The organism is Hypericibacter adhaerens (assembly GCF_008728835.1).
GTDB classification, from domain to species: domain Bacteria; phylum Pseudomonadota; class Alphaproteobacteria; order Dongiales; family Dongiaceae; genus Hypericibacter; species Hypericibacter adhaerens.
On record NZ_CP042582.1, the window covers coordinates 4,664,190 to 4,687,500 of the forward strand.

The following is a 23,311-nucleotide window of genomic DNA, read 5'->3' on the forward strand; positions in this document are numbered from 1 at the left end:
CTTCAGGCAGCCGCCGTTCGGGACTATCCCGCGCCGATCCCCCTGCCGGAAACCCTAGGGCTGCCTCCGGTGATGCCACAAGCGCAATTTCCAGAATGTGGCGTTGCCGAAATGAGAACGGTCGCCAGCCTCCCGACGGCGCCGGCCCCTCGGCTATTTGAGAAGCCGCAGCGCCTTCTTCAGCTCGTCGAGGAACTCCTCGGCCGGGATCGGCAGCTGGCGGCCCTTATGCACGATGATCTCGGCATTGGCGTTGCGGGCCGGATGATCGGCCAGCGGCACCGCCGCGATACGCTCGTTCCTGATCTCGCCTTTGATGGCGAAGAAGGGCAGGAACGCCACGCCGAGGCCGAGCCGTGCGAAGCTCACCAGCATCTGGATCGAATCCGTGGTCAGCACGGGCTCGATGCGGAGCTGCGCCGATTGCTGGATCTGGTCCACCAGCTGGCGGATGCCGAAGGAGGTGTCGGGCAAGGCGATCGGGTAGGCCTTCAGCTCCGACAGCTTGACCTGCTTCTTGCCGGCGATCGCATGGTCCGGCGCCACCGCCGCATAGAGCCGCTGCGGCTGGGTGGCGACCGCCTCGACATCGGGATGATAGGGCGCGTTGAAGGCGAGCCCCAGATCCGCATCGTCGTTGAGGATGGTGTCGACCACGCCCTGGCTGCCGCGCGTCAGCAGCGTCACGCTGACCGCGGGATAGCGGCGCCGGAAATCGCGGATCACCTGCGGCAGGATGTCGATGAGCCCGGCCTCGACGGTGCAGATCTTGACCGTGCCGCGCCGCAGCGCCCGCAGATCGTCGATCTCGGAGCGGATGCGATCGAGATTGAGCATGGTCTGCTGCGCGTATTTCGCCAGGATCTGCCCGGCATCGGTCAGCCGCACGCCGCGCGGATGGCGGTCGAACAGCGGCACGCCCAGCTCTTCCTCGAGATTCTTGATCTGCCGGCTGACGGCCGACTGCGCCACATGCAGCGATTCCGCGGCCTTGCGGATCGAGCGGGTCTGGGCGACGGCGTAGAAATAGCGGAGATGGCTGAGATGGAACAAGGATGGGCCGTAACGTTGCCGGAGAGGCGATAATCCTGCCCTGCACCTTAGCCGGGAACCTGTCTTCCGGCCAACCGGCCTGGGGCGATTATCCGAACCGGCGCAGATAATCCTGTGCCAGACGGCAGGTTCCGGCCGCGAATCCGGCGCCGAGACTTTGCGCGAACTCGAGATGCTGCCGCGTGCCCAGCCAGGCGAGCTCGAGCATGCGGCGAAACATGACGAAGGTCGGAATCTCGTCCACGATCTCGCGTTGCAGCGGCATGACCTTGCGATAACCCTTGAGCCAGGAGGCGATCAGCGGCGGAACGATCGGCTCCTCCTCCAGGAAGGAGAGCGCCGTGGCGAGGTCGTAGATGTACCAGCTGAAGCCGCAATCGTCGAAATCGATCACCTTGCTGGTATCGTTCTCCACCAGGATGTTGGCCAGGCGCATATCGGCATGGATCAGGCCGAACACCTCGCGCGCCGTGCCGATGCGATCGAGCCGGCGCTTGAGGACACCCGCCAGCCGCGACAGCAGCTTCAGCGCGTCCCCATCGACGCCCATGCCCTCTTGCCACCGGCCCCAGAGCGGATGCGCGCCCAGCGAGGCGTCGAAATCCCAGGCGTGGCGGGAAAAAATCCGGGGCACTGTCCAGGCTCGGGCGTGGCGATGCATCCGCGCCGTGATCTCGCCCAGCCTCTCGAAACCCTCGACCAGCGTGTCCGGCGGCGGTTCGCTGCCGGTGAGAAAGGTAAACATGACCGCGTGGCGGGGCTTGTCGAGATCGGGTGCCGTCAGAAGCTGCACCAGAGTTCCGTCCTTGGCGGGAATCGGCTCGGGCGCGATGACGTCCGCGTCGTGGCGGAGCGCCTGCATCCACATCAGCTCGGACGCGATCGAGGGCGCCGTGTGGTAGGCCAGGTTCTGCGAATGGACCCGCAGCACGGCGGGCTCCGGGCGTGCCGGGTCACGCACCAGGAACATGGTGTTTTCCGACTGATGCAGCAGGGAGGCGCGCGCCTGCTCGGAAAAATCGTAACGTGCGATCAGCCCCTGCGCCTCGCGCTCGAGAGCGTTGTAGAGCGGCCGGGGCAGTCCTGATGAATCCGGATCCATCATTGAACGCCCTTTCTACGACGAGGCCGGCGCGAGACCGAGATAGGCGGTCCGCACGCTGGGATCGTCGAGAAGCTCGCGGCCCTTGCCCTCGAGCACGATCCGGCCGCGGTCGAGCACGTAAGCGTGGTCCGCCAGCCGGAGCGCCATACGGGCGTTTTGCTCGACCAGGATGATGGTACGCCCAGCGGCCCGCAGCTCGTTCAGGACCCGTACGATCTCCTGGCACATCACGGGCGACAGCCCGAGCGAAGGCTCGTCCAGCACCAGGAGCTTGGGATTGCCCATCAAGGCGCGGCCGATAGCCAGCATCTGCTGCTCGCCTCCGCTCATCGAACCTGCGAGCTGGCGCTGCCGACGACGAAGGATGGGGAAACGCTCGAACACCGCTTCGAGATTGCGCGCCAACGAGGCCCTATCGCGGTTGAGATAGCCGCCCATCTCGAGATTTTCCAGCACCGTCATGAATGGGAAGATCTCGCGACCCTCGGGCACGTGAGCAAGGCCGAGGCCGGCGATATGGTGGGCTGCCAGGCCCTCGATCGCCTTGCCCTCCAACCGCACGGAGCCGGAGCGCAGCTGCTTCAACCCGGTGAGGGTACGCAGGGTCGTGGTCTTGCCGGCGCCATTGGCCCCGATCAGGCTGACGATCTCGCCGGCGCGGACATCGAAGGAGATGCCGCGCACGACCGCGGTCTTATCGTAGTCAGCGACGAGATCACGCACCTCAAGCATGAGCCGCTACTCTCTGTGCGTCCTCGTCAAGACCGAGATAGGCCTCGATCACAGCCGGATTGGCGGCGATCTCGACCGGGCTGCCCTCGGCGAGCTTGCGGCCGAAATTGAGAACCGTGATGCGCTCGCAGAGCCCCATCACCGTCTGCATGTCGTGCTCGACCAGCAGGACGGTGGCACCGAGCCGATCGCGTACGTCGCGGATCAGCTGCATCAACGTTTCCGATTCCGTGCGGTTCATGCCGGCAGCCGGCTCGTCCAGCATCAGCAGCCTGGGCTTGGCGGCGAGCGCGATGCCGATGCCGAGCGAGCGTTGATGGCCAAGCGGCAAGGTCTCCGCAGCCGCATCGCGGTAATCGGCCAGTCCGATAAAGGCGAGCGTTTCGTCCGCGGCCTCGAGATCGGCCGGGCTGAAACGGCGATGGGGGCCGAAGAGCGAGCCCAGTACCGTCGGCCGCGCCAGCAGGTGCGTTCCCAGCAGCAGGTTTTCGATCACCGTGAAATGGTGGAACACGGCGCTGCGCTGGAAGGTCCGCACCATGCCGCAGCTCACCGTCCGGTGCGGCGGCAGCCCCGTGACGTCCGTCCCCTCGAACTCGACCCTGCCGGCGCTGACGGGCAGGGTTCCGCTGATCATCGAGAACAGCGTTGTCTTGCCGGCCCCGTTGGGGCCGATCAGACCATGGATGGCGCCCTTCTCGACCGCGAGATCCAGCGCATCGACCGCGACCAGGCCGCCGAAGCGCTTGGTGAGACCAGTGACGCTGAGCTGGGCGCTCATGAGGCGCCTCGCTTAAAGGAGCGGGCGAGGGCGCTGAGCCGCCCGGCCAGCGATTCCAGCCCGCCCGGCAGGAAGATGAGGAAGAAGATCAGCACCACACCGAAGATCAGCGGGCGCCACTCCAACAGCGGCCGCGTCAGCTCGAACACGAAGGTCATGACGAGGAGTCCGACGGCGGCACCCCAGAAGCTCTGCGTGCCGCCCACCACCACCCAGATGATCAGGTAGAGCATGGTGACGAGATCGAAATTCTTCGGATCGATGGCACCCATGCGGTGGGCCAGCATCGCGCCCGCCACGCCAGCAAAGCCGCTGCCGATCATGAAAGCCGAGCGGCGGTAGTGGGTCATGTCGATCCCGACGCATTCGGCGAGCGCCGGGTCGGAATAAAGCGCCTTCCAGGTCATGCCGAGCCGGGACCGGTCGAGCTGATACATGATGCCGACGCAGACGAACGCGACGAACAAGGCGAAGAAATAGTAGGGAACCGTCTCGAACAGCGAATGGCCGAAGAGCTCGCCCTCGGGAATGTTGATCAGACCGCGGATGCCGCCGAAGGGTACGTCCAATCGGATCCAGAACAGTCGCAGCAGCTCGCCCAGCGCGAAGGAGGCGATGAAGTAGCCGAAGGCGCGGGTGCGCAGGAGCGGCACACTAATGAGGCCGGCGACCGCGGCGGCGATGAAACCCGCCAGGGGTACGGTCAGCCAGACCGGGAGGTCGAGCCCCTTGGCAAGGAGGGCCGCCGAGTAACCGCCCGCTCCCATCATCACCACATGGGCGAGGCCCCAATCGCCCGTGGTGGTGATCAGGCGGTAGCTGACGACCAGAACCAAGTTCATGAAGAAGAGGATGACGAGCTCGACCGTGTAGGTCGGCAGGACGAAGGGAGCGCCGATCGCGAAAACCGCCGCGACGCCGGCCATCACCAGCCCCATCGGGCGGGCGTAGCGGCGCGCGGCCGCGGGGCGGGTCGTCACTTGGGTCGCCACCCGTTCCACCGCCATCACACGGTCTCGCGTCCCATGAGGCCTTGCGGCCGCACCACCAGGACCAGTGCCATGATGCCGACGCCGACCATGGTGGCGATCACGCCGTCGAACAGCGTGGTGCAGAAGGTAATGACGAAGCCCAGCACCACGGCCGCGATCATCGCGCCCTGGATGCTGGCCATGCCGCCCAGCACCACGACCACGAAGGCCATCAGGATCACGCTGTGGCCCATATAGGGTGTCACCGGGGTGACGGGCGCCATCAGGGCGCCGGCGAGGCCCGCCGAAGCGCCGGCGATGGTCATGGCCAGCGCCGACATGCGGTTGAGATTGATCCCCTGGAGCGCGGCCGCCTCGGGCTTCTGGGCCGCGGCGCGCAAGGCCTTGCCCTGGCGCGTCCGGTTCAGGAACAGCCAGAGGGCAACCAGCGTCAGGATCGCGACCGGCAGGATGACGAGGCGCTGCGAGCCGATATGGGCGCCGGCGACATCGACTGCACCCATGATCGGCGTCGGGATCTTTTTCATCAGCCCGACACCCCAGATCCGCCCCGCCAGGACCTGAAGGATGAAGGAGAGGCCCGCCGTTGCCATGAAGCCGGCCAACAGATTGTCGCGCGTCGGCCGGAAGATCAGCCGCTCCGCCGCCAGGCCCATCAAGGCCACGACCGGCACGGCGCAGAGCACGGCGAGAACGAAGGGATAGCCCGCAAGGGCATAGAGGACATAGACGACATAGGCCCCCGCCATGAAGAACTCGCCATGGGCGAAGTTCGCCATCTTCATGACGCCGAACGACAGGGCCAGGCCGACCGCAACCAGCGCGTAGATCGAGCTTGAGATCACCGCATTGGCGAAGGTCTGCACGAAGGTCGCAAGATCCATCCCGGGAACCTCTTGCTACGGCGCCTTCGCGGACGGGTTGCCAAGCCCGCCGCTCCTCGCAGAGCAGCGGGCCCGGACCGGCAACGGCGAACGGAACGGTTCCGTCAAACCACTATGATCGTCTATTGCCGCTGATCCCACATCTGATTCCGACGGCGGACCTCGGCAAGCACGGCATCCTTGTGCTGGGCGAACCAGGTCTCGAAGCGGGTCAGCGACTGGACCCGCTTGCAGCTGCAATCGGCCCGGAACTCGTTGTTCGGCACCAGCGGCGAGATCATGTTCTTCTCGCCCCACATCTCCTCGCCGGTGACAGCCGTCGGCCCCTGGATCGTCGAGATCGTGGTTAGGCTGCGGAAAGCGGCCAGCACTTTGTCGGGATCGACGCTGCCCGCCTTCTGCACCGCGGCGAGATAGGCCTGCAGCATGGGGGTATAGAGCCAGTCGATGCCGTTCATTGGCCGCTTCAGGTCTTCAGGTGCGCCGGGGCCGTAGCGCGCGATCCATTTCGCGGTGAAGTCATGCTGGGCCGAAGGGTCGCCCCACCAGGGATCGTCGAAGAGAGGATAGGAATCGATGGCCTTGACCTGCTGGAGCCAGTCGGCAGGCACACGCTGCAGCGCCTGCTCGGGCTCGATGTAGTTCGCCGCGACGATGCCCTTGAAACCCTGCTGATAGAGCTGCTCCAGCAGCAGGGGAATGAAATCCGGCCAGCTGATCGACAGGCTGACGATGTCGGGTTTGGTCGCGAGGATCGCCGTCACGACCGGCGCGAAATCGGTGGTATCCGGAGCGTAGAACTCGTCATAGACCACATCCAGCCCGACGGCCTTGGCCGCGCCGACTTCCCAGGCCTGCCCGACCAGCGAGGTCGCGTCCTGCTGCGAGACGACGGCGTAGCGCTTGGCCTGAGGATAGATCTGATGGATATAGGCCATCCGCATCATCTCGCCGCGCGGGAAATAGTCGGCGCCGGAGATGATGTAGGGGCGGTTCGGATTGATGTCCGCCGTTGCTTCCGGCGCATAGAAGACCTTGTGCTCGGTCAGGAACGGCAGCTGCGCGTCGCCGGTCGAGCCGCCGACATCGAGGATGATTTTCACATTGTGCTCGAGCACCAGTTGGCGCGCACCCTGGAGCGCCTTCGACGGCACATACTCGTTGTCGAACTGATGGACGACGAGCTTGTAGCGCTTGCCGCCGACATCGAGCCCGCCTTCGGCATTGATTCCGTCGACCAGGAGATTGATGCCGGTCAGCCCCGGCAGACCCCAGCCGGCCGCGGGACCCGACAGCGGCGCGTTGAAGCCGATATCGATCGTGTCCTCGGCCTTGGCGACCGCCGCGGTCGCCATCGCCGTTCCCAGAGCCAGGGCGCCCAGAAGCCGCCTCAGCCCGGCCGTCTTATGCCAATGCCCCGCCATCGCCTCCTCCCTCTGTCTGCCGGCTTTCGGAGCCGGCTTTCCCTGCCGAGGCGCGCTTCGAGATGGCCTTGTTCGTTGGCGTCGCGCCTTCGATTGCCGCGATGATAGGGGCCGTAATTAGGCATATGCAACAATTCTCTTTCTCATATGCCACATTATTGCATAATGGATTGTGCCTCACTCCATGTAATGGGCTGAGAAAACTTACGAATTTCGGTGTGGCGCGCGACGATGCGCCTGGGATTGCCAGTTGGCGGCAGTCCCCGTTTGTGGCATGGCTTTGACGCAATCGGGCCGCAACGCCGGATCCGAACGGGAGCCTCAATGTCGTCAAAGAAGAGCGAGCGGCATAAGCGGCTGATCGCCGAGATCAGCACCAATCCGTCCATCCTGATCCGCGATCTGGCGGAGACCTTGGGTGTGTCGCGCGAGACGATCCGACGCGACTTTCAAGAGCTCAACCGCACCGGCCGGCTGCATCGGCGATATGGCGGCGGCGCCACCTTCACGCCCATCGGGCTAGAGACCAATCTCGAGGCCCGCTCGCAGCGCATGATCAAGGAGCGGCAGAGGGTGGCCTTGCGCTCGGCCGATTTCATCAACGAGCATGAGGTCATCTTCATGTGCTCGGGCTCGACGTCGCTGCTGCTGGCGCAGGTGCTGCAGAACTTCGAGAAGAAGATCACCGTCATCACCAACAACCTGCCCGGCTCGATCGCGCTGGCATCGAATCCCTCGATCCGCACGATCTTGGCGCCGGGGCAGGTCGACTACACCGAAGGCTTTGTCTGGGGCCACGACACGACCGAATACCTGAAGAAGTTCCACGCCGATGCGGCCTTCGTCACGGTCGACGGCATCACCCCCGACGGTGCCATGGAGATCGATCCGCGCACCGCCTGGGTCATGCGCATCATGATCGCGCAATCGCGCCGGGTGGTCATGATGGTCGATCACTCGAAGTTCTATCAGGCGAGCCTCGAGAAGTTTTGCGACATCAAGGATATCCACGTGATGATCGTGGATCGCGCGCCGGACGGAGAACTGGGCGCGGCCCTGCGTCAGGCGGGCGTGATGATCGACGTGGCGCCCTGACGGGAAACGCCCCCGCAATCCGGCACCGATCGCCCTCAAGCCGATCCTTCGAATCCTCATTTTCTCGGCCCAGCCCAGCCACTTGGCAGGGCGGATTGTGGCATCGTGCGCTAATTATGTTGCATAAAGCACGAAAAAGAGTGTCATATGCCACATATTGTCCGGCATATGCCAAGAACGCGAACCGTCGCGGCGGCGCTCCGCCGTGCTCGGCCCTAGCGGGCCATATTGCCGGGCCCATGCGGGGAGGGGTGAATGACGGCGGCGCTGCCAACACAAGCTCAGGTGGTCATCATCGGCGGCGGCGTGATCGGCTGCTCGGTCGCCTACCATCTGGCGCAGATGGGCTGCCGCGACGTGGTCCTGCTCGAGCGTCATCGGCTCACCTCCGGCTCGACCTGGCACGCGGCCGGTGGCATCGGCCAGCTGCGCCAGAACGCCAACGTCACCCGGCTGCTGCGCGAATCCGTCAAGCTCTACGAGCGGTTGGAGGCGGAAACCGGACAGGCCACCGGCTGGTTCCGCAACGGCTCGCTGCGCTTGGCCTCGAGCCAGGAGCGACGCGCCGAATACGAGGTCGCCGCGACCCGCGCGCGTTCCTTCGGCATTCCGTTCGAGTTCGTCGGCCCCGACGAGATCCGGCGCATGGTGCCGACCATGACCGTCGAGGATCTCGTTTGCGCGGCCTTCGTTGCCGATGACGGGATCGGCAATCCCTCCGACATCGCGCTGGCCCTGGCCAAGGGGGCCCGCATGAAGGGCGCGCGCCTCTTCGAGCATGTCAAGGTGACGGGGATCGCGCTCGAACGCGGCAGCGTGTCGGCCGTCGTGACCGATCAGGGCGCCATTCGCTGCGAGACCCTGGTCAATTGCGGGGGCATCTGGGCACGCGAGATCGGTCGCATGGCCGGCGTGAACGTGCCGCTGCAGCCCTCGCATCACCAATATTTCGTGACCGAGAAGATCGAGGGCCTGCGGCGCAACTTCCCGACGATCCGCGACACCGACAACAAGCTCTATTTCAAGGAGGAGGTGGGCGGGTTGATCGTCGGCCAATACGAATTCGACCCGATTCCCTATCTCGAGGATCCGATTCCCGAAGGGCATGAGTTCAAGCTCATGCCCGAGAACATCGCCCAGTTCGAACCGAGGATGGCCGCGGTCGCCTATCGTTTTCCGTCGCTGGAGAAAGCCGGCATCAAGCGCTGGTTCAACGGGGTCGAATCCTTCACCGAGGACGGGATGTTCATCCTCGGCGAGGCCCCCGAGGTGGATCGCTTCTTCGTCGCGGCCGGGTTCAATGCCTTCGGTATCGCCTCGGCCGGCGGCGCCGGCATGGCCATGGCGCATTGGATCCTCGAAGGCGAACCGCCCTTCGACCTGTGGCCAGCCGACATCCGTCGCTTCGGTGCCTTTCACCGCTCGCGGCAGCAGATTCTGGCCCGCGGCCTCGAGGGCCAGGCGCATCATTTCGCCATGCTCTGGCCCCACCTCGAGTTCCAGGCGGGCCGGCCCCTCCGGCGCAGCGCGGTTCACCATCTGCTCCAGGAGCGCGGCGCCTGCTTCGGCGCCAAGTTCGGATGGGAGCGCGCCAACTGGTTCGCGCCCAAAGGCGTCGAGCCGCGCGATATCTATACGTTCGAAAGGCCCAACTGGTTTCCGCATGTGGCGGCCGAGCACCGCGCCTGCCGCGAGGCGGTCGCCCTTTTCGACCAGAGCCCGTTCGCGAAGTTCCATCTCTCCGGCCGCGATGCCGCCGCGAGCCTGGACCGGCTCTGTGCGGCTCATCTGAAGCCGGAAGCGGGGTCGGTGACCTATACGCAGGTTCTCAACCGCCGCGGCGGCATCGAAGCCGACCTGACCGTCACGCGGCGCCGCGACGGGTCCTTCTTCATCGTTACCGGCACGGGCTTCGCCACGCGCGATTTCGTGACGCTGAGGAACGGCCTCGCCGGCGCCGATGCGCATCTGATGGATGTAACCTCGGCCTATGGCTGCCTCTCGCTGATGGGACCCAAGTCCCGCGACGTGCTGGCCCAGGTCGCCGAGGAAGACGTCTCCGATGCCGCCTTCCCCTACGGCACCGCACGGGAACTGTTTCTGAACGGCTCGCCGACCCTGGCCTTGCGCGTGGGGTTCGCGGGCGAGCGGGGCTGGGAGCTCTTCATTCCGTGCGAATACATGGTCCGCGTTCACGACGCCCTGGTCGCGGCCGGTGCCGCTCACGGACTGCGGCATGGCGGCTATCGTGCGCTCGATTCCCTGCGCATGGAGAAGGCACGCCGGGTCTGGGCAGCGGAAATCAGTCCCGACTACACTCCCTTCGAAGCAGGCCTCGGTTTCGCCGTGGCCTTGGACAAGCCGGAATTCGTCGGCCGGGATGCGCTGCTGCGCCAGAAGGAGACAGGCGTTGCTCGCCGGCTCGTCGCCTTCGTCGCCGAGGACCCCGAGACGTTGCTCTATGGCCGCGAGACCATCTACCGCGACGGCAAGCAGGTCGGCTACCTGGCCTCGGGCGGCTTTGGCTTCACCTTCGATCGTGCGGTCGGCCTCGGCTATGTCAACATCGAGGGCGCCGCCGACCTGACCCGCAGCACATACGAGCTCGAGGTGCGAACGCACAGGGTCGCCGCCAGGGCCTATCTGAAATCGCCCTACGATCCCGACAACCTCCGCATACGCGGCTAGGTATCGGGGTCATCCCGCCAGGAGGAACGCCATGGCACAGAGATTGGCAGGCAAGCGCGCATTGGTGACGGGTGCCGCCAGCGGCATGGGCCGCGCGATGGCGGAGAGTTTCGCGCGCGAGGGTGCCATCGTTGCGGTCCATGCCCGCAGCCATAAACGGGCCGCCGAAACCATCGCCGCCATCAACAAGGCCGGCGGCAAGGCCTTCGCCGTGGCGGCCGATCTCGCTGTCGGCGAGGAGATCCGGGCCATGTGCGCCGCCGCCATCGAAGGCCTCGGCGGCCTCGATATCGTCGTCAACAATGCCGGTGTCGTCGATTCGGCGAAGGTCGTCGATATGACCGAGGCGATGTGGGATTGGACCATGGCGGTCAATCTCAAGGCACCGTTCCTGGTCTCGAAATACACCTTGCCCGCGATGCTCGCCGCCAACAAGGGCGGCTCCGTCATCTTCAACGCCTCGACCAACGGCAAGACCGCCGACGCGGAATGGACCGCCTATAACAGCTCGAAGCACGGCGTGATCGGCTTCATGCGCTGCCTCGCGGCCGAGGTCGGCAAGGCCCAGATCCGGGTGAATGCGATCTGTCCCGGCTGGATCGAGACCCCGCTGGCGCACAACATCCTCGACAAGATCGCGGGCGAGACGGGGCAGGAAAGCGGCCGCTATTACGACAGCACAATGCGGACCAACATGATGGGGGCGCTGCTGCCCGCCAGTTCTGCGGCCGATCTGGCTCTGTTCCTGGCCAGCGACGAGGGCCGCTACATCACCGGCCAGGCGATCAATCTCTGCGCCGGCCTCTGCACCTGGTAGCAACCACGGCGGCCGTCGGAAACACTGCCAAAGGTCGAACCGCGATGAACTTCATCCATGGCCGCTTCGCCTCGAAGCGCGAGGCCCTGTCGAAGTCGGCGGCCTACTGGAATCCCGCCAAGACGCAGTTCTGGCAGGATGTCGGCATCGATTTCATCATCGATCGCCGCGAGGGCTATTTCCTCTACGACTATTCGGGCAAACGCCTCATCGACCTGCATCTGAATGGCGGCAATTTCAACCTCGGGCACCTCAATCCCGAGCTGGTCGAGACCCTCAAGGAGGGGCTCAATCATTTCGACATGGGCAATCATCATTTCCCGAGCCTCTGCCGTACCGCGCTGGCCGAGGCCCTGCATGAGGCAAGCCCCGACTCGCTGATCTACACCGTCTATGGCGCCAGCGGCAGCGAGGCCTCCGACATCGCGATCAAGAGCGCGCGCTATGCGACCGGGCGGCGCAAAATCGTCTCGGCCTTCAAGTCCTATCACGGCAGCACGGGCCTCTCGGTCTGTGCCGGCGACGAGCGGTTCACCGGGCGCTTCCTGATCGCGCGGCCCGAGGAATTCGTCAACGTGCCCTTCAACGATCTGGGCGCGATGGAGCGGGCCCTCGCCGGAGGAGACGTGGCGGCCGTCATCCTCGAAACCATTCCGGCCACCTATGGCTTCCTCATGCCGCATGAAGACTATCTGCCCGGCGTGAAGGCGCTCTGCGAGCGCCATGGCGCGCTCTATATCGCCGACGAGGTCCAGGCCGGGATGATGCGGACAGGCGAGATGTGGGCCGCCGTCAAATGTGGCGTCGTGCCCGATATCATCGTCGTCGCCAAGGGCATCGGTGGCGGCATCTTCCCGCTCGGCTGCGCGATCATGAACGAGCGCGCGGGTGGCTGGCTCAAGGAAGACGGCTTCGCCCATATCTCGACCGGCGGTGGCTCGGAGATCGCTTGCGTGGTCGCCTTGAAGGTGCTGGAGATCACCCAGCGGCCCGAGGTCAGGGCGAACATACGGGCGCGGGCCGCCCAGTTCCGCACCGGCCTCGACGAGATCCGCGTCCGCCATCCCGATTTCTTCACCGGCATCCGCCAGAATGGCCTGATCTTCGGCCTGGAGTTTCCGCGGCCCAAGGGCGCCAATCCCGTCATGCGGTCGCTCTACCGCAACGGGATATGGGCGATCTTCTCGACTTTTGACCCAAGTGTCCTGCAATTCAAGCCGGGCCTCCTGGTCGACGAGGCGCTGGCCGACGAGATCCTGGCGATCATGGACCGTTCGATCGCCGAAGCACACGAGGCGGTTCGGCACGGCCGCGAGACAATCGAAGGCTGAGGGGCCCATCAAGCGGCGACAGGCGCCCGTTTGCCGCTGCGTCCGACGAAAAGCGCCATGCCGGCCGCGATCAGGCCCGTGGTGCCGGCGATGACGAAGGCTTCGAGATAGCGGCCCTCGATCGTGCGCATCATGCCGGCGAAGAAGGTGGCCGAGGCGGCGCCGATCTGGTGGGCGGCCAGGATCCAGCCGAACATGACCGGCGCTTCCTGGTCGCCGAAGCATTCGTTCGTGAGCCGCAGGGTCGGCGGCACGGTCGCGATCCAGTCGAGCCCGTAGAAGATTGCGAAGATCGAGAGGCCGTAGAACGAAAAATCGGCATAGGGCAGGTAGATCAGCGACAGGCCGCGCAGCCCGTAATACATGAAGAGCAGCTTGCGCGGGTCGAAACGGTCGGTAAGCCAGCCGGACGCGGTCGTGCCGATCAGGTCGAACACGCCCATCATCGCCAAGAGGCTCGCCGCCTGCACCTCGGGCATGCCGTGATCCGAGCAGAGCGAGATCATATGCGTGCCTACCAGCCCGTTGGTGGTGAAGCCGCAGACGAAGAAGGTGCCGGCGAGGAGCCAGAAATTCTTGTCGCCGAGGCCGCGCACCAGGCCGCCGATCGCCGCCTCGACCACGTTGCGCTTCGGCAGGGACGGAACGACATGGCCGGGCGGCGCGCCGTAGGGGGTCAGGCCGATATCCGCAGGCTTCTCCGGCAACAGCCAGAGCACGACCGGGATGAGCGCCGCCAGGCAGAGCGCGATCGTCAGCACGACATATTGCCAGCCCGAATATTCGGCGATGGCGGCGAGGCCCGGCAGGAAGATCAGCGTGCCGGTCGCGGTGCTGGCGGTGAGCAGCCCCATGACCAGGCCGCGGTTGGTGATGAACCAGCGATTGACGATCGCGGCGCCCATGACGGCCGTGACGCAGCCGCTGCCGAGGCCGGAGAAGACGCCCCAGCTCAGGACGAGTTGCCAGGGCTCCGTCATGAAATAGCTCGAGGCCGTGGAGACGCTCATCAGCGCCAGCGCGCCCATCAGCGTGCGCTTGATGCCGAAGCGCTGCATGATCGCGGCCGCGAAAGGCCCCACCATGCCGTAGAGGAAGATGCCGAGCGCGGCCGAGCTCGAGATCGTGGCCCGGCTCCAGCCGAAGGCGCCCTCCAGCGGCACCATCAATACGCCCGGCGCCGCGCGCAGACCGGCCGAGGCCAGGAGCGAGAGGAAAATGACCCCGACCACGATGAACGCATATCGCTGGCCGAAGGGACGCGGCAGGGCTATACTCATGTTACCGATCGGTACGGGTTGACGGCTGGTTATACGTACCGATCGGTAACATGGTCAAGCCCCTTGTCGCGCACGACGAAGAAAACCAGGAAAACCGCCCGCTCCCGGACCACCCCTGCCGCGGAGACCCCGCCCTTGCGCGCCGTCGACCGGATTCGCCAGAGCGCCCGCGAGCTGTTCTACCGCGAGGGCATCCGCGCGGTGGGCGTCGAGGAGATCGTGACCCAGGCCGGCGTGACCAAGCCCAGCCTCTATCGCAGCTTCCCCTCCAAGGACGAGCTGGCGGCCGACTATCTGCGCGGCTACGAGGCCGAATTCTGGCGCCGCTTCGATGCGGCGGTGGCGGCCCATCCCGGCAATCCGCGCGCGCAGATCCTGGCCTATCTGAAGGTGCTCGGCGAGCGCGCGACCCAGTCGGGTTATCGCGGCTGCGGGCTCACCAACGCCGCGATCGAATATCCCGACCGCAGCCACCCGGCACGCTCCGTCTCCGACCCGCATAAGCGCGAGCTGCGCCGCCGCCTGACAGAGATGGCGGAAGCCATGGGAGCCGTCCGGCCTGCGGTCCTGGCGGACGGGCTGCTGTTGCTGATCGAGGGCACCTTCGCCTCGAGCCAGATCTTCGGCCCGGGGGGCCCGGGCGGTTCGGTCGCGGCAGCGGCCGACGCGCTGATCGAGGCAAGCCTGAGGAAAACAGGCTAGACTGGCGGGAGCCCTCGCCAGTGCCGGCTGGCCCGGGGGCCACAGGGGCGGCTTCGATGTTCAGCCTGAGAACCCACGCGATCATCAGCGGCGCGCTGTTCGCCGCGATGATCCTCTTCGCGATCGGCGGCAATATCGTCACGGGCGGACGGCCGCTCAAGGACCCGACCCTCATGCTGGGGGCGAAGATCCTGATCTTCGGCCTGTTCCTGGCCTTCGGCTTCTCCGTCATCCCGCTGCTGCTGAAGATCTTCCTGGCGGGACAAGGCGCCATCGGCAACAGCGAGGTGGGGCTGGTCAAGACGCTGGCCGCGCATCAAACGGCCGTCGTCTGGGTGATCTGGGGGATCTTCATCGCCGGGCTGGCCCTGGCGATCCCGGCCGCGATCAATGACGATTTCTTCGGGCCCGAGGCGGCCCGATCGTTGCGCGCGCTCCTGCGCGGCGGCTCCAAGGGCGTGCTCGTCGCCGCCCCGGGCATGACCACCGAGGAGATCGTCAGGCAATCGAGCCTCAAGGTGAATGTGCTCGAGAACCCGTCGGGCCCGGGCACGCCGATCGCCGATGGCGTGGTGTTCGATTTCCAGATCCCCGGCGGCGCCATCACGCTCAAGGGCTGCCGCTACTATTTCATCAGCTTCGACAGCAACGATCGGGCCCATGTCCAGGGCATCTCGATCGGCACCTCGCCCGACAAGATGAGCGTCGCCGAGATCGATGCGCTCGACGAAGACCTGCGCGCGCGGCTCGAAGCCGACGGCTGGCGGGCCGGCCACGAGGTCTACAAGGACGAGCAGGACCGGCAGCTCCATGGCGGCGCCACGCAGGGCCCCGACGGCTATACCTGGCTCAAGGGCGATACGATCCTGGACATCGAGCGCAAGCGCATGGACGATCCCGTCCCCGGCGAGGATGCCGCCACCGCCGGCCAGTGGATCCAGTTCATCGAGCTCTGGGCGCGCCAGACCTATCCCTATATCGAGCGCTACGAGTTCGCTCCGCCCAGCCCATGAGTTCGACCCCGCCCATCAACAATCCCGAACAACGGTGAACCGCCCCATGACCATCTCGATGTACCAGGCCTCCGTGCCTGTCTTCCTGCATACGCTCGACGCGCTGGCCGCCATCCTCAGGAAGACAGCCGCCCATGCCAGCATGCGCAAGATCGAGCCCGCCGTGCTGCTCGGCATGCGGCTCTATCCCGATATGTTCCCCTTCACGCGCCAGGTGCAGATCGCGGCCGATTTCGCGAAGGGCGTCCCGGCGCGGCTCGCCGGCGTCGAGGTGCCGAAATATCCCGACGAGGAGGCAAGCTTCGAGGCACTGGAGCAGCGTATCGCCAAGACCTCAGCCTTCATCAAGACGCTGACCCCCGCCCAGATCGACGGTTCGGAGGGCCGGGAGATCACGATCCCGATCGGCGGCCAGCCGCGCACCTTCAAGGGCCAGCCCTACCTGCTCCATTTCGCGCTGCCGAACTTCTTCTTCCACGCGAGCACGGCCTACGACATCCTGCGCCATGCCGGCGTGGAACTGGGCAAGCGCGATTTCATCGGCGGCTTCAAGACCGAATAGGCCGGCTTCTTCAGCCGGGCATGAAAGAGGCTCCGCGTCGGCGACGCGGAGCCTTCTTCATTCGGCGGTCGCGGGGTCGCGCCTCGAACGGGCGCGTCTCGGTTACTGCGACTTGGCCATGGTCATCGGCACGACCTCGCCGCGCAAGCCCGCATGGCCGGTGCCGGTCTTGCCCTGCCAGGAGACCTTGGTGCCGTTGACATCGACCTTGTAGCAGTCGTTGGCCAGGTTGCTGGGCGCGTGCCACTTGATGCAGACATCGCCGTCGGGGTCGATCGACCAGGCGCCCTTGTCGACGCGGCCGCCGGCATCCTGGTAGCTCACCTCGCCGCCGGGCAGGAAATAGATGTTGTAGTTGACGCCCATCTGGCTCTGGCCCGAGAGCGTATTGCCCTTCATGACCTCGATGAAATTGTCGCCGCGCAGCGGCTCCGCGCTGGCCTGGGAAACCAGCAAGACAGCGGCCAGCGCCGCGCCCAGAATGGTCAGGCTCTTCATGGAACTCCTTTCGGGAAATCCCGTCCGATTGCCGTCGTCAGGCACACCCGATCCCGGTAGAGGACATCGGGCGCTGCGACGGTGAACGCCGTTCCATCACGTTTCTCCCTGGCCCTCTTGTATGAAAATGGGGCGATTTTCCTGTACGCCAAGATGCGAAAGCCGGGCGCGGCACCACCTCTCCCGGCATCGCGACGATGCCGGGAGAGGCGCGATTCCAAAGACTTGTGTTTCAGGCCGAACCGGCGATCAGGAGAAACGATCGGGATCCGGGCCGATCCGGCCGTTGGCGTCGAGCTTGGCGATTTGGGCGAGATCGGATGAATCGAGCTTGAAATCGAACAGCGCGAAATTCTCGCGGATGCGCGGCTCGTGCGTCGATTTAGGAATCGCGATCAGGCCGTTCTCCAGATGCCAGCGCAGGATGACCTGGGCCGTCGTCTTGCGGTGCTTCTTGGCGACCGCCGTCAGCGCCGGATCGTCGAGCAGCTTACCCTGCCCGAGCGGGCTCCAGGATTCGGTGGCGATGCCGTGGCGCGCATGGAACTCGCGCATCGCCTTCTGCTGCAGGCGCGGATGGAGCTCGATCTGGTTGACCGCGGGTGTCACGCCGGTGGCGTCGATGATGCGGCTGAGATGCGGCGCCTGGAAGTTCGAGACGCCGATCGAGCGGGCGCGGCCTTCCTTCTTCAGGGTCACGAGCGCCTTCCAGCTTTCCACGAAACGGTCCTGCTTCGGCGCCGGCCAATGGATCAGGTAGAGATCCACATAATCGAGCTGCAGCCGCTTCAGGCTTTCGTCGAGCGCCTTGAGCGGTTCCGTGGCGCCCTGGCGATCGTTCCACAGCTTGGTGGTGATGAAGAGCTCCGAGCGCGCCACGCCGGCGGCTTTGATGCCCTGGCCGACGCCGCTCTCGTTGCCATAGATGGCGGCCGTGTCGATCGAGCGGTAGCCCGCGCCGATGGCGGTCTTGACGGCGGTCCCCGCCTGGTCGTCGGGCACCTGCCAGACGCCGAATCCGAGCTGCGGCATGGCCGCGCCGTCATTGAGTTTGATGTTCGCGGGATGGCTCATGATGAAATACCCTTCGGAAGCTCGTGATGAAAGAATCCCCGGCGAAGATATAGGGCGGCGACGGCCATTCCGGTCCCCGGTCCAAGCGGGGCTGCCTTGCGCCCGGGCGATAGGCTCCAGCCTTTCCGTTTATCCACGTTCGGCGACGGGCGAAGCCCGGGCAGCGGGGCCGGCATAGCCCTGCCACGCCCGGACCCGATGTTGATATTATGGCCTGCGCTCCCCTTATCTAGAGGGCCGCAATGCCCTGTTTTGGGGCCATTTCCGCTCGAAAATCCGCCCGCCGCCGCGTCTCGGGAACCCGCCGTCCTTGACCACCGTCCTGCGCCTGAACCGACCCCATCGCTTCCATCCCGCGGTCGCCGCTTGGTTCGACCGCCGCTTCGGCGCGCCCACGGCGGCCCAGGCCCAGGCATGGCCGGCGATCCAGGAAGGGCGGCATACGCTGATCGCCGCGCCGACCGGTTCCGGCAAGACCCTGGCCGCTTTCCTGGCGGCGATCGATTCCCTGGTGCGGCAAGGCATGGAGAACCCCCTGCCGGACGAGACGCAGGTCGTCTATGTCTCCCCCCTCAAGGCCCTGTCGAACGACATCCAGCGCAACCTGGAAGAGCCGCTGGCCGGCATCCGCGAGGCCTTGAAGGCGCAGGGCCTGCCCGATGTCGACATCCGGGCCTGGGTCCGGACCGGCGACACCCCGTCGGCCGAGCGCGACCGGATGCGCCGCCGGCCGCCCCATATCGTCGTGACCACGCCGGAATCGCTCTACATCCTGCTGGGTTCGGAGTCCGGGCGCCGGATGCTGGCCACGACACGGACCGTGATCGTGGACGAGATCCACGCGCTGGCGCCCAACAAGCGCGGCGCCCATCTGGCCCTCTCGCTGGAGCGCCTCGAAGCGCTCTGCGGCCACCCCCTGCTGCGGATCGGCCTCTCGGCCACGCAGAAGCCGATCGAGGCCGTGGCGCGCTTCCTGGTCGGGGCGGCCCCGGGTCAGGAATGCCGGATCGTCGATGCCGGCCATGTCCGCGCCCGCGACCTGGCGCTGGAGGTTCCCTCCTCGCCGCTCGAAGCCATCATGTCGGCGGAGGTCTGGACCCAGGTCTATGACCGCCTGGCCGAGCTCGCCCAGGGGCATCGCACCACGCTGGTCTTCGTCAATACGCGCCGGATGGCCGAGCGCGTCGCCCGCCAGCTCTCCGAGCGGCTCGGCGAGGACCAGGTGACCGCGCATCACGGCAGCATGGCCCGCGAGCTGCGGCTCGATGCCGAGCAGCGGCTGAAGCGCGGCGCCTTGAAGATGCTGGTCGCGACCGCGTCGCTCGAGCTCGGCATCGATATCGGCGATGTCGATCTGGTCTGCCAGCTCGGATCGCCGCGCTCGATCGCGAGCTTTCTGCAGCGGATCGGGCGTTCCGGCCATGCGGTCGGCGGCACGCCCAAGGGGCGGCTGTTTCCGCTCTCGCGCGACGAGCTGGTCGAATGCGCGGCGCTCCTCGACAGCGTCCGGCGCGGCGAGCTGGATCAGCTCACCATTCCCGAGCGGCCGCTCGACGTGCTGGCCCAGCAGATCGCGGCCGAGGTCGCGGCGCAGGAATGGAACGAGGATGCGCTGCTGGCGTGCTATCGCCGCGCCTGGCCCTATCGCGATCTGTCGCGCGAGGATTTTCTCGAGATCGTGCGCATGCTGGCCGACGGCTTCAGCACGCGGCGCGGACGGGGCGGGGCGCTCCTGCATCACGATGCCGTCAATCACCTGCTGCGCGGCCGGCGCGGCGCGCGCCTGACGGCGCTCACCTCCGGCGGCACCATCCCCGACACGGCCGACTATCAGGTTCTGCTGGAGCCCGAGAACCAGACGATCGGCACCGTGAACGAGGATTTCGCGGTGGAGAGCATGGCCGGCGACATCTTCCAGCTCGGCAACAACTCCTATCGCATCATGCGGGTCGAGCGCGGCGTGGTGCGCGTGGAGGACGCGCACGGCCTGTCGCCGACGATCCCGTTCTGGTTGGGCGAGGCACCGGGCCGCAGCGACGAGCTCTCCTCGTCGGTCTCCCGGCTGCGGGAGGCCGTCGCGACCAGGCTGCAGAAAGGCCGCAAGCCCGAGCAGATCGTCGATTGGCTGGCGACGGAAGCCGGCATCGCGGCGCCGGCCGCCGAGCAGATGGCGGAGTATCTGGCGGCGTCCCATGCGGCGCTGGGCTGCCTGCCGACCCAGGACCGGATCGTGCTGGAGCGCTTCTTCGACGAAGCGGGCGGCATGCAGCTCGTCATCCATTCCCCCTATGGCAGCCGCATCAACCGGGCCTGGGGCCTGGCCTTGCGCAAGCGCTTCTGCCGCAAGTTCAATTTCGAGCTGCAGGCGGCGGCGACCGAGGACAATATCGTGCTGTCGCTGACCACGGCCCACAGCTTCGAGCTGGGCGAGGCGGCGCGTTATCTCAATTCCGCCAATGTGCGGACCGTTCTGATCGCGGCTTTGCTCGATGCGCCGATGTTCGCCACGCGCTGGCGCTGGGTGGCGGGCACGGCGCTGGCCCTGCCGCGCCAGCGTGGCGGCAAGAGGGTGCCGCCCCAGCTCGCGCGCATGGCCGCGGAAGACCTGATCGTTTCCGTTTTTCCCGACCAGCTCGCCTGCGCCGAGAATCTCGTCGGCGAGCGCGAGATCCCCGATCACCCGCTGGTGAACCAGACCATCGCGGACTGCCTGAACGAGGCGATGGACATCGCCGGCCTGGAGCGGCTCCTGGCGCGGCTGGAGGCCGGTGCGATCGAAGTGGTCGCGCGCGACCTGACCCAGCCCTCGCCGCTGGCGCTCGAGGTACTGGCGGCGAAGCCCTATGCCTACCTCGATGACGCACCGCTGGAGGAGCGCCGCACGCAGGCGGTGATGAACCGGCGCTGGCTGACGCCCGAGACCGCGTCGGAGATCGGCCGGTTGGATCCCGAGGCGATCGATCGGGTCCGGGCGGAGGCCTGGCCCGAGCCGGCGAATGCCGACGAGCTGCATGACGCGCTCGTCTGGCTGGGATTCCTCAGTGCGACCGAGGCCGCCAGCTGGAAGGAGTGGCTGGGAGCGCTCGTCCGGCAGAACCGCGTGACGCGGCTGCGCGGCGCGGGAATGGATGTCTGGGTGGCCGCCGAACGGCTGGCTCAGTTCCGTGCGCTATGGCCCGAGGCGCGGCCGGAGCCCGCGATCGCCATCCCCGATGGCTATGAGGATCGCGACGCGTCGCCGGAAGGCGGGCTGGTCGAGATCCTGCGCGGGCGGCTCGAAGGCCAGGGACCGGTCACGCCGACGGCGCTCGCAGGCCCGCTGGGCCTCGAGCCCGACGACATCGCCGCGGCGCTGATCGCGCTGGAGACCGAGGGCTTCGCCATGCGCGGGCGGTTCACGCCGGGCGCCAATGCCGAGGAATGGTGCGCGCGGCGGCTCCTCGCCCGCATCCATCAATACACCCTCAAGCGGCTGCGCGCCGAGATCGAGCCGGTGGCCGCGCGCGATTTCATGCGCTTCCTGTTCACCTGGCAGCATGTGACCGCGGACACGCAGATGGAAGGCCCCGACGCCGTTGCGACGACGGTCGCGCAGCTCGAGGGATTCGAGGCGGCGGCGGGCGCCTGGGAGACGGAGATCCTCCCTGCGCGCATCGGCGATTATGAGCCGGCCTGGCTCGACGACGAATGCCTCGCCGGCCGCGTCGCCTGGGCGCGGCTGAAGCCCCGCAACGGCAAGCCGAACGGGGCCGAGCGCGGCGTGGCGCCTGTGCGCACCACGCCGATCACGCTCCTCGCCCGCCGCCACGCGCCCCTGTGGCAGGCCCTGTCGGCAAACCCGGACAGCACCGGCCCGACGCCGAGCGGCCGGGCCCAGGCGGTGATCGATTTCATTCGCGAGCAGGGCGCCTCCTTCTTCGACGAGCTGGTCGCCGGCACGGGACTCCTGCGCCCGCAGGTCGAAGAGGCGCTGGCCGAGCTGGTGGCGCTGGGCCTGGTGGCCTCGGACAGCTTCGGCGGTTTGCGTGCCTTGCTCGTTCCGTCCGACCGCCGCAAGCCCGGCGCCGGTGCCCGCCGCCGCCGGCGCATCAGCGATCACGGCATGGAGGAGGCGGGCCGCTGGGCGCTCGCGCGGCGCGCGCCTGTCGGCGGAGCGAAAGGACCGGCGGCAAGCGCGGAAGCCGTCGAGCACGCCGCGCGCAGCCTGCTGCTGCGCTACGGCGTCGTGTTCTGGCGGGCGATCGAACGCGAGGCGGACTGGCTGCCGCCCTGGCGCGAGTTGCTGCGCGTCTATCGGCGGCTGGAGGCGCGCGGCGAGATCCGCGGCGGTCGCTTCGTGGCCGGCTTCTCCGGCGAGCAGTTCGCGCTGCCCGATGCGATCGGTCTCCTGCGCGAGATCAGGCGCAAGGACGAATCGGGCGGCTGGGTCTCCTTGTCCGGCGCGGACCCGCTCAACCTCGCCGGCATCCTGACGCCGGGGCCGAAGCTCGCCGCGCTGACGGGCAACCGCCTGCTCTATCGCGACGGGATTCCCATCGCCGCGCTGGCCGGCGGCGAGATCCGCTTCTACGAGACGCTGGACCCGGCGACCGAATGGCAGGCTCGCAAAGCGCTGCTGCGCGGCACCGTGCCGGCGGCGTTGAACGAGTTCGCGGCGTCTTGAGCGCGGGCGGAGCGGCATCGCTGTCGCGCGAGCCGCTCCCCGCCTTTCGACCGTTGCCGCTCAGGCCGGGGCGGTGAAGCTGCCAGGGCTCTTCGCCGTGGCGCGCCACTCCGGCTGGCGTTCCTGCTTGGCTTCCTTCAAGGCGCGGCGGACACCTTCCGCATTCAGGTCGGTGCAATAGACCGGCGTGCCGGGCTGCTGGCGCCAGGATTCGTCGAGGCCGCCAGCATCGATGCCGTCGAAGCCGAGCGTCTCCACCAGCTTCAGCACCACGGCTTTCGCGGCGGCATCGTCGCTTGAGACCGGCAGCGCGATGCGGCCGGGAGCGCCGGCCGGGCGGCCCAGCTCCAGCAGGTGCTTGGCGTAGATGTTGTTGAAGGCCTTCACCACCTTGCGGCCGATCTTCCGTTCCACCCAGCGGCTTTCGGTCAGGCCCTTCTCGATCCCGTCGATGCGGCCGTCGCGCTGGCGCGGATAGTAGTTGCCGGTATCGACCACGACGACATCCGCGGGCACATCCTTGAACAGATCGGCCGGGAGTTCCGGGATCCGCCCTTCCTGAATCGTCACGACGACGACGGCGCCGCTTCGCGCCGCCTCTTTGGCCGACACGGGCG

19 protein-coding genes (1 of these 19 running past the window's edge) are annotated in these 23,311 nt (G+C 66.7%); 8 read left to right on the top strand and 11 right to left on the bottom strand.

The features are described from left to right. Nucleotides 1-153 precede the first annotated feature (153 nt). The 7 genes from FRZ61_RS20880 to FRZ61_RS20910 all read right to left on the bottom strand — a co-directional run bounded on the left by FRZ61_RS20880 (nucleotide 154) and on the right by FRZ61_RS20910 (nucleotide 6,971). On the bottom strand, nucleotides 154-1,053 hold the full coding sequence (locus tag FRZ61_RS20880) for a LysR family transcriptional regulator (RefSeq protein WP_151119552.1): 900 nt from the start codon (nucleotides 1,051-1,053) through the stop codon (nucleotides 154-156). An 88-nt stretch (nucleotides 1,054-1,141) separates the two neighbouring features. Further along, a complete protein-coding gene (locus FRZ61_RS20885) occupies nucleotides 1,142-2,158 on the bottom strand; it encodes a phosphotransferase enzyme family protein (protein ID WP_225308927.1) in 1,017 nt (338 codons plus the stop codon). A 12-nt stretch (nucleotides 2,159-2,170) separates the two neighbouring features. After that, the gene (locus FRZ61_RS20890) at nucleotides 2,171-2,890 is read right to left on the bottom strand and encodes an ABC transporter ATP-binding protein (protein ID WP_151119553.1); all 720 of its coding nucleotides are present in this window, start codon (nucleotides 2,888-2,890) and stop codon (nucleotides 2,171-2,173) included. Then, nucleotides 2,883-3,671 carry an ABC transporter ATP-binding protein gene (locus FRZ61_RS20895; protein WP_151119554.1) on the bottom strand — a complete coding sequence of 263 codons (789 nt, stop codon included), beginning with the start codon at nucleotides 3,669-3,671 and terminating at the stop codon, nucleotides 2,883-2,885. The genes FRZ61_RS20890 and FRZ61_RS20895 overlap by 8 nt, the downstream gene beginning before the upstream one ends. Next, a complete protein-coding gene (locus FRZ61_RS20900; RefSeq protein WP_151119555.1) occupies nucleotides 3,668-4,678 on the bottom strand; it encodes a branched-chain amino acid ABC transporter permease in 1,011 nt (336 codons plus the stop codon). Before FRZ61_RS20900 ends, FRZ61_RS20895 begins: the two co-directional genes overlap by 4 nt. Then, nucleotides 4,678-5,547, bottom strand: coding sequence for a branched-chain amino acid ABC transporter permease (locus FRZ61_RS20905; protein ID WP_151119556.1), 870 nt, complete (start codon nucleotides 5,545-5,547; stop codon nucleotides 4,678-4,680). The genes FRZ61_RS20900 and FRZ61_RS20905 overlap by 1 nt, the downstream gene beginning before the upstream one ends. Nucleotides 5,548-5,669: 122 nt before the next feature. Beyond that, the gene (locus tag FRZ61_RS20910) at nucleotides 5,670-6,971 is read right to left on the bottom strand and encodes an ABC transporter substrate-binding protein (RefSeq protein ID WP_151119557.1); all 1,302 of its coding nucleotides are present in this window, start codon (nucleotides 6,969-6,971) and stop codon (nucleotides 5,670-5,672) included. Between the two features lie 324 nt (nucleotides 6,972-7,295). Between FRZ61_RS20910 and FRZ61_RS20915 the strand changes: the two genes are divergently transcribed. The 4 genes from FRZ61_RS20915 to FRZ61_RS20930 all read left to right on the top strand — a co-directional run bounded on the left by FRZ61_RS20915 (nucleotide 7,296) and on the right by FRZ61_RS20930 (nucleotide 12,902). Further along, complete coding sequence (locus FRZ61_RS20915) at nucleotides 7,296-8,066, top strand: DeoR/GlpR family DNA-binding transcription regulator (RefSeq protein WP_191909138.1); 771 nt, start codon at nucleotides 7,296-7,298, stop codon at nucleotides 8,064-8,066. 255 nt (nucleotides 8,067-8,321) lie between these two features. Further along, entirely contained in the window at nucleotides 8,322-10,754 is a 2,433-nt protein-coding gene (locus FRZ61_RS20920; protein WP_151119559.1) for a GcvT family protein, read from the top strand. A 31-nt stretch (nucleotides 10,755-10,785) separates the two neighbouring features. Beyond that, a complete protein-coding gene (locus tag FRZ61_RS20925) occupies nucleotides 10,786-11,571 on the top strand; it encodes an SDR family NAD(P)-dependent oxidoreductase (RefSeq protein WP_151119560.1) in 786 nt (261 codons plus the stop codon). A gap of 44 nt (nucleotides 11,572-11,615) precedes the next feature. Continuing rightward, nucleotides 11,616-12,902 (top strand): class-III pyridoxal-phosphate-dependent aminotransferase, encoded by a 1,287-nt coding sequence (locus tag FRZ61_RS20930; protein ID WP_151119561.1) that lies wholly within the window; start codon nucleotides 11,616-11,618, stop codon nucleotides 12,900-12,902. A gap of 8 nt (nucleotides 12,903-12,910) precedes the next feature. Here FRZ61_RS20930 and FRZ61_RS20935 read toward each other — a convergent pair whose 3' ends face one another. Then, the gene (locus FRZ61_RS20935; protein ID WP_151119562.1) at nucleotides 12,911-14,182 is read right to left on the bottom strand and encodes an MFS transporter; all 1,272 of its coding nucleotides are present in this window, start codon (nucleotides 14,180-14,182) and stop codon (nucleotides 12,911-12,913) included. Nucleotides 14,183-14,317: 135 nt separating this feature from the next. Between FRZ61_RS20935 and FRZ61_RS20940 the strand changes: the two genes are divergently transcribed. The 3 genes from FRZ61_RS20940 to FRZ61_RS20950 are packed head-to-tail and all read left to right on the top strand — an operon-like array spanning nucleotide 14,318 to nucleotide 16,459. Beyond that, entirely contained in the window at nucleotides 14,318-14,884 is a 567-nt protein-coding gene (locus FRZ61_RS20940; protein WP_151119563.1) for a TetR/AcrR family transcriptional regulator, read from the top strand. A 56-nt stretch (nucleotides 14,885-14,940) separates the two neighbouring features. After that, nucleotides 14,941-15,897 carry a hypothetical protein gene (locus tag FRZ61_RS20945; protein ID WP_151119564.1) on the top strand — a complete coding sequence of 319 codons (957 nt, stop codon included), beginning with the start codon at nucleotides 14,941-14,943 and terminating at the stop codon, nucleotides 15,895-15,897. A gap of 46 nt (nucleotides 15,898-15,943) precedes the next feature. Continuing rightward, nucleotides 15,944-16,459 carry a DUF1993 domain-containing protein gene (locus tag FRZ61_RS20950; protein WP_151119565.1) on the top strand — a complete coding sequence of 172 codons (516 nt, stop codon included), beginning with the start codon at nucleotides 15,944-15,946 and terminating at the stop codon, nucleotides 16,457-16,459. Between the two features lie 102 nt (nucleotides 16,460-16,561). Here the strand turns inward: FRZ61_RS20950 and FRZ61_RS20955 are convergent, their stop codons facing one another. Further along, nucleotides 16,562-16,957, bottom strand: a complete 396-nt coding sequence (locus FRZ61_RS20955) for a hypothetical protein (RefSeq protein WP_151119566.1) — start codon at nucleotides 16,955-16,957, stop codon at nucleotides 16,562-16,564. A gap of 249 nt (nucleotides 16,958-17,206) precedes the next feature. Beyond that, the gene (locus FRZ61_RS20960) at nucleotides 17,207-18,031 is read right to left on the bottom strand and encodes an aldo/keto reductase (protein WP_151119567.1); all 825 of its coding nucleotides are present in this window, start codon (nucleotides 18,029-18,031) and stop codon (nucleotides 17,207-17,209) included. A gap of 310 nt (nucleotides 18,032-18,341) precedes the next feature. On the opposite strand from FRZ61_RS20960, the gene FRZ61_RS20965 reads away from it, so the two are divergent. Next, a complete protein-coding gene (locus FRZ61_RS20965) occupies nucleotides 18,342-22,694 on the top strand; it encodes a DEAD/DEAH box helicase (protein ID WP_225308928.1) in 4,353 nt (1,450 codons plus the stop codon). 60 nt (nucleotides 22,695-22,754) lie between these two features. On the opposite strand, the gene FRZ61_RS20970 is transcribed toward FRZ61_RS20965, so the two are convergent. Beyond that, nucleotides 22,755-23,311, bottom strand: partial view of an NADPH-dependent F420 reductase gene (locus FRZ61_RS20970; protein WP_151119568.1) — the 3' portion only. 139 nt of this gene lie beyond the right edge of the window; only the last 557 of its 696 coding nucleotides appear in the window; its start codon lies off the right edge, out of view; it ends in the stop codon at nucleotides 22,755-22,757.

Coding starts and splice junctions, on each gene's coding strand:
- FRZ61_RS20925 (WP_151119560.1), top strand. CDS start 10,786: ATGGCACAGAGATTGGCAGGCAAGCGCGCATTGGTGACGGGTGCCGCC.
- FRZ61_RS20885 (WP_225308927.1), bottom strand. CDS start 2,158: ATGATGGATCCGGATTCATCAGGACTGCCCCGGCCGCTCTACAACGCT.
- FRZ61_RS20935 (WP_151119562.1), bottom strand. CDS start 14,182: ATGAGTATAGCCCTGCCGCGTCCCTTCGGCCAGCGATATGCGTTCATC.
- FRZ61_RS20890 (WP_151119553.1), bottom strand. CDS start 2,890: ATGCTTGAGGTGCGTGATCTCGTCGCTGACTACGATAAGACCGCGGTC.
- FRZ61_RS20915 (WP_191909138.1), top strand. CDS start 7,296: ATGTCGTCAAAGAAGAGCGAGCGGCATAAGCGGCTGATCGCCGAGATC.
- FRZ61_RS20905 (WP_151119556.1), bottom strand. CDS start 5,547: ATGGATCTTGCGACCTTCGTGCAGACCTTCGCCAATGCGGTGATCTCA.
- FRZ61_RS20930 (WP_151119561.1), top strand. CDS start 11,616: ATGAACTTCATCCATGGCCGCTTCGCCTCGAAGCGCGAGGCCCTGTCG.
- FRZ61_RS20920 (WP_151119559.1), top strand. CDS start 8,322: ATGACGGCGGCGCTGCCAACACAAGCTCAGGTGGTCATCATCGGCGGC.
- FRZ61_RS20900 (WP_151119555.1), bottom strand. CDS start 4,678: ATGGCGGTGGAACGGGTGGCGACCCAAGTGACGACCCGCCCCGCGGCC.
- FRZ61_RS20960 (WP_151119567.1), bottom strand. CDS start 18,031: ATGAGCCATCCCGCGAACATCAAACTCAATGACGGCGCGGCCATGCCG.
- FRZ61_RS20950 (WP_151119565.1), top strand. CDS start 15,944: ATGACCATCTCGATGTACCAGGCCTCCGTGCCTGTCTTCCTGCATACG.
- FRZ61_RS20910 (WP_151119557.1), bottom strand. CDS start 6,971: ATGGCGGGGCATTGGCATAAGACGGCCGGGCTGAGGCGGCTTCTGGGC.
- FRZ61_RS20945 (WP_151119564.1), top strand. CDS start 14,941: ATGTTCAGCCTGAGAACCCACGCGATCATCAGCGGCGCGCTGTTCGCC.
- FRZ61_RS20895 (WP_151119554.1), bottom strand. CDS start 3,671: ATGAGCGCCCAGCTCAGCGTCACTGGTCTCACCAAGCGCTTCGGCGGC.
- FRZ61_RS20955 (WP_151119566.1), bottom strand. CDS start 16,957: ATGAAGAGCCTGACCATTCTGGGCGCGGCGCTGGCCGCTGTCTTGCTG.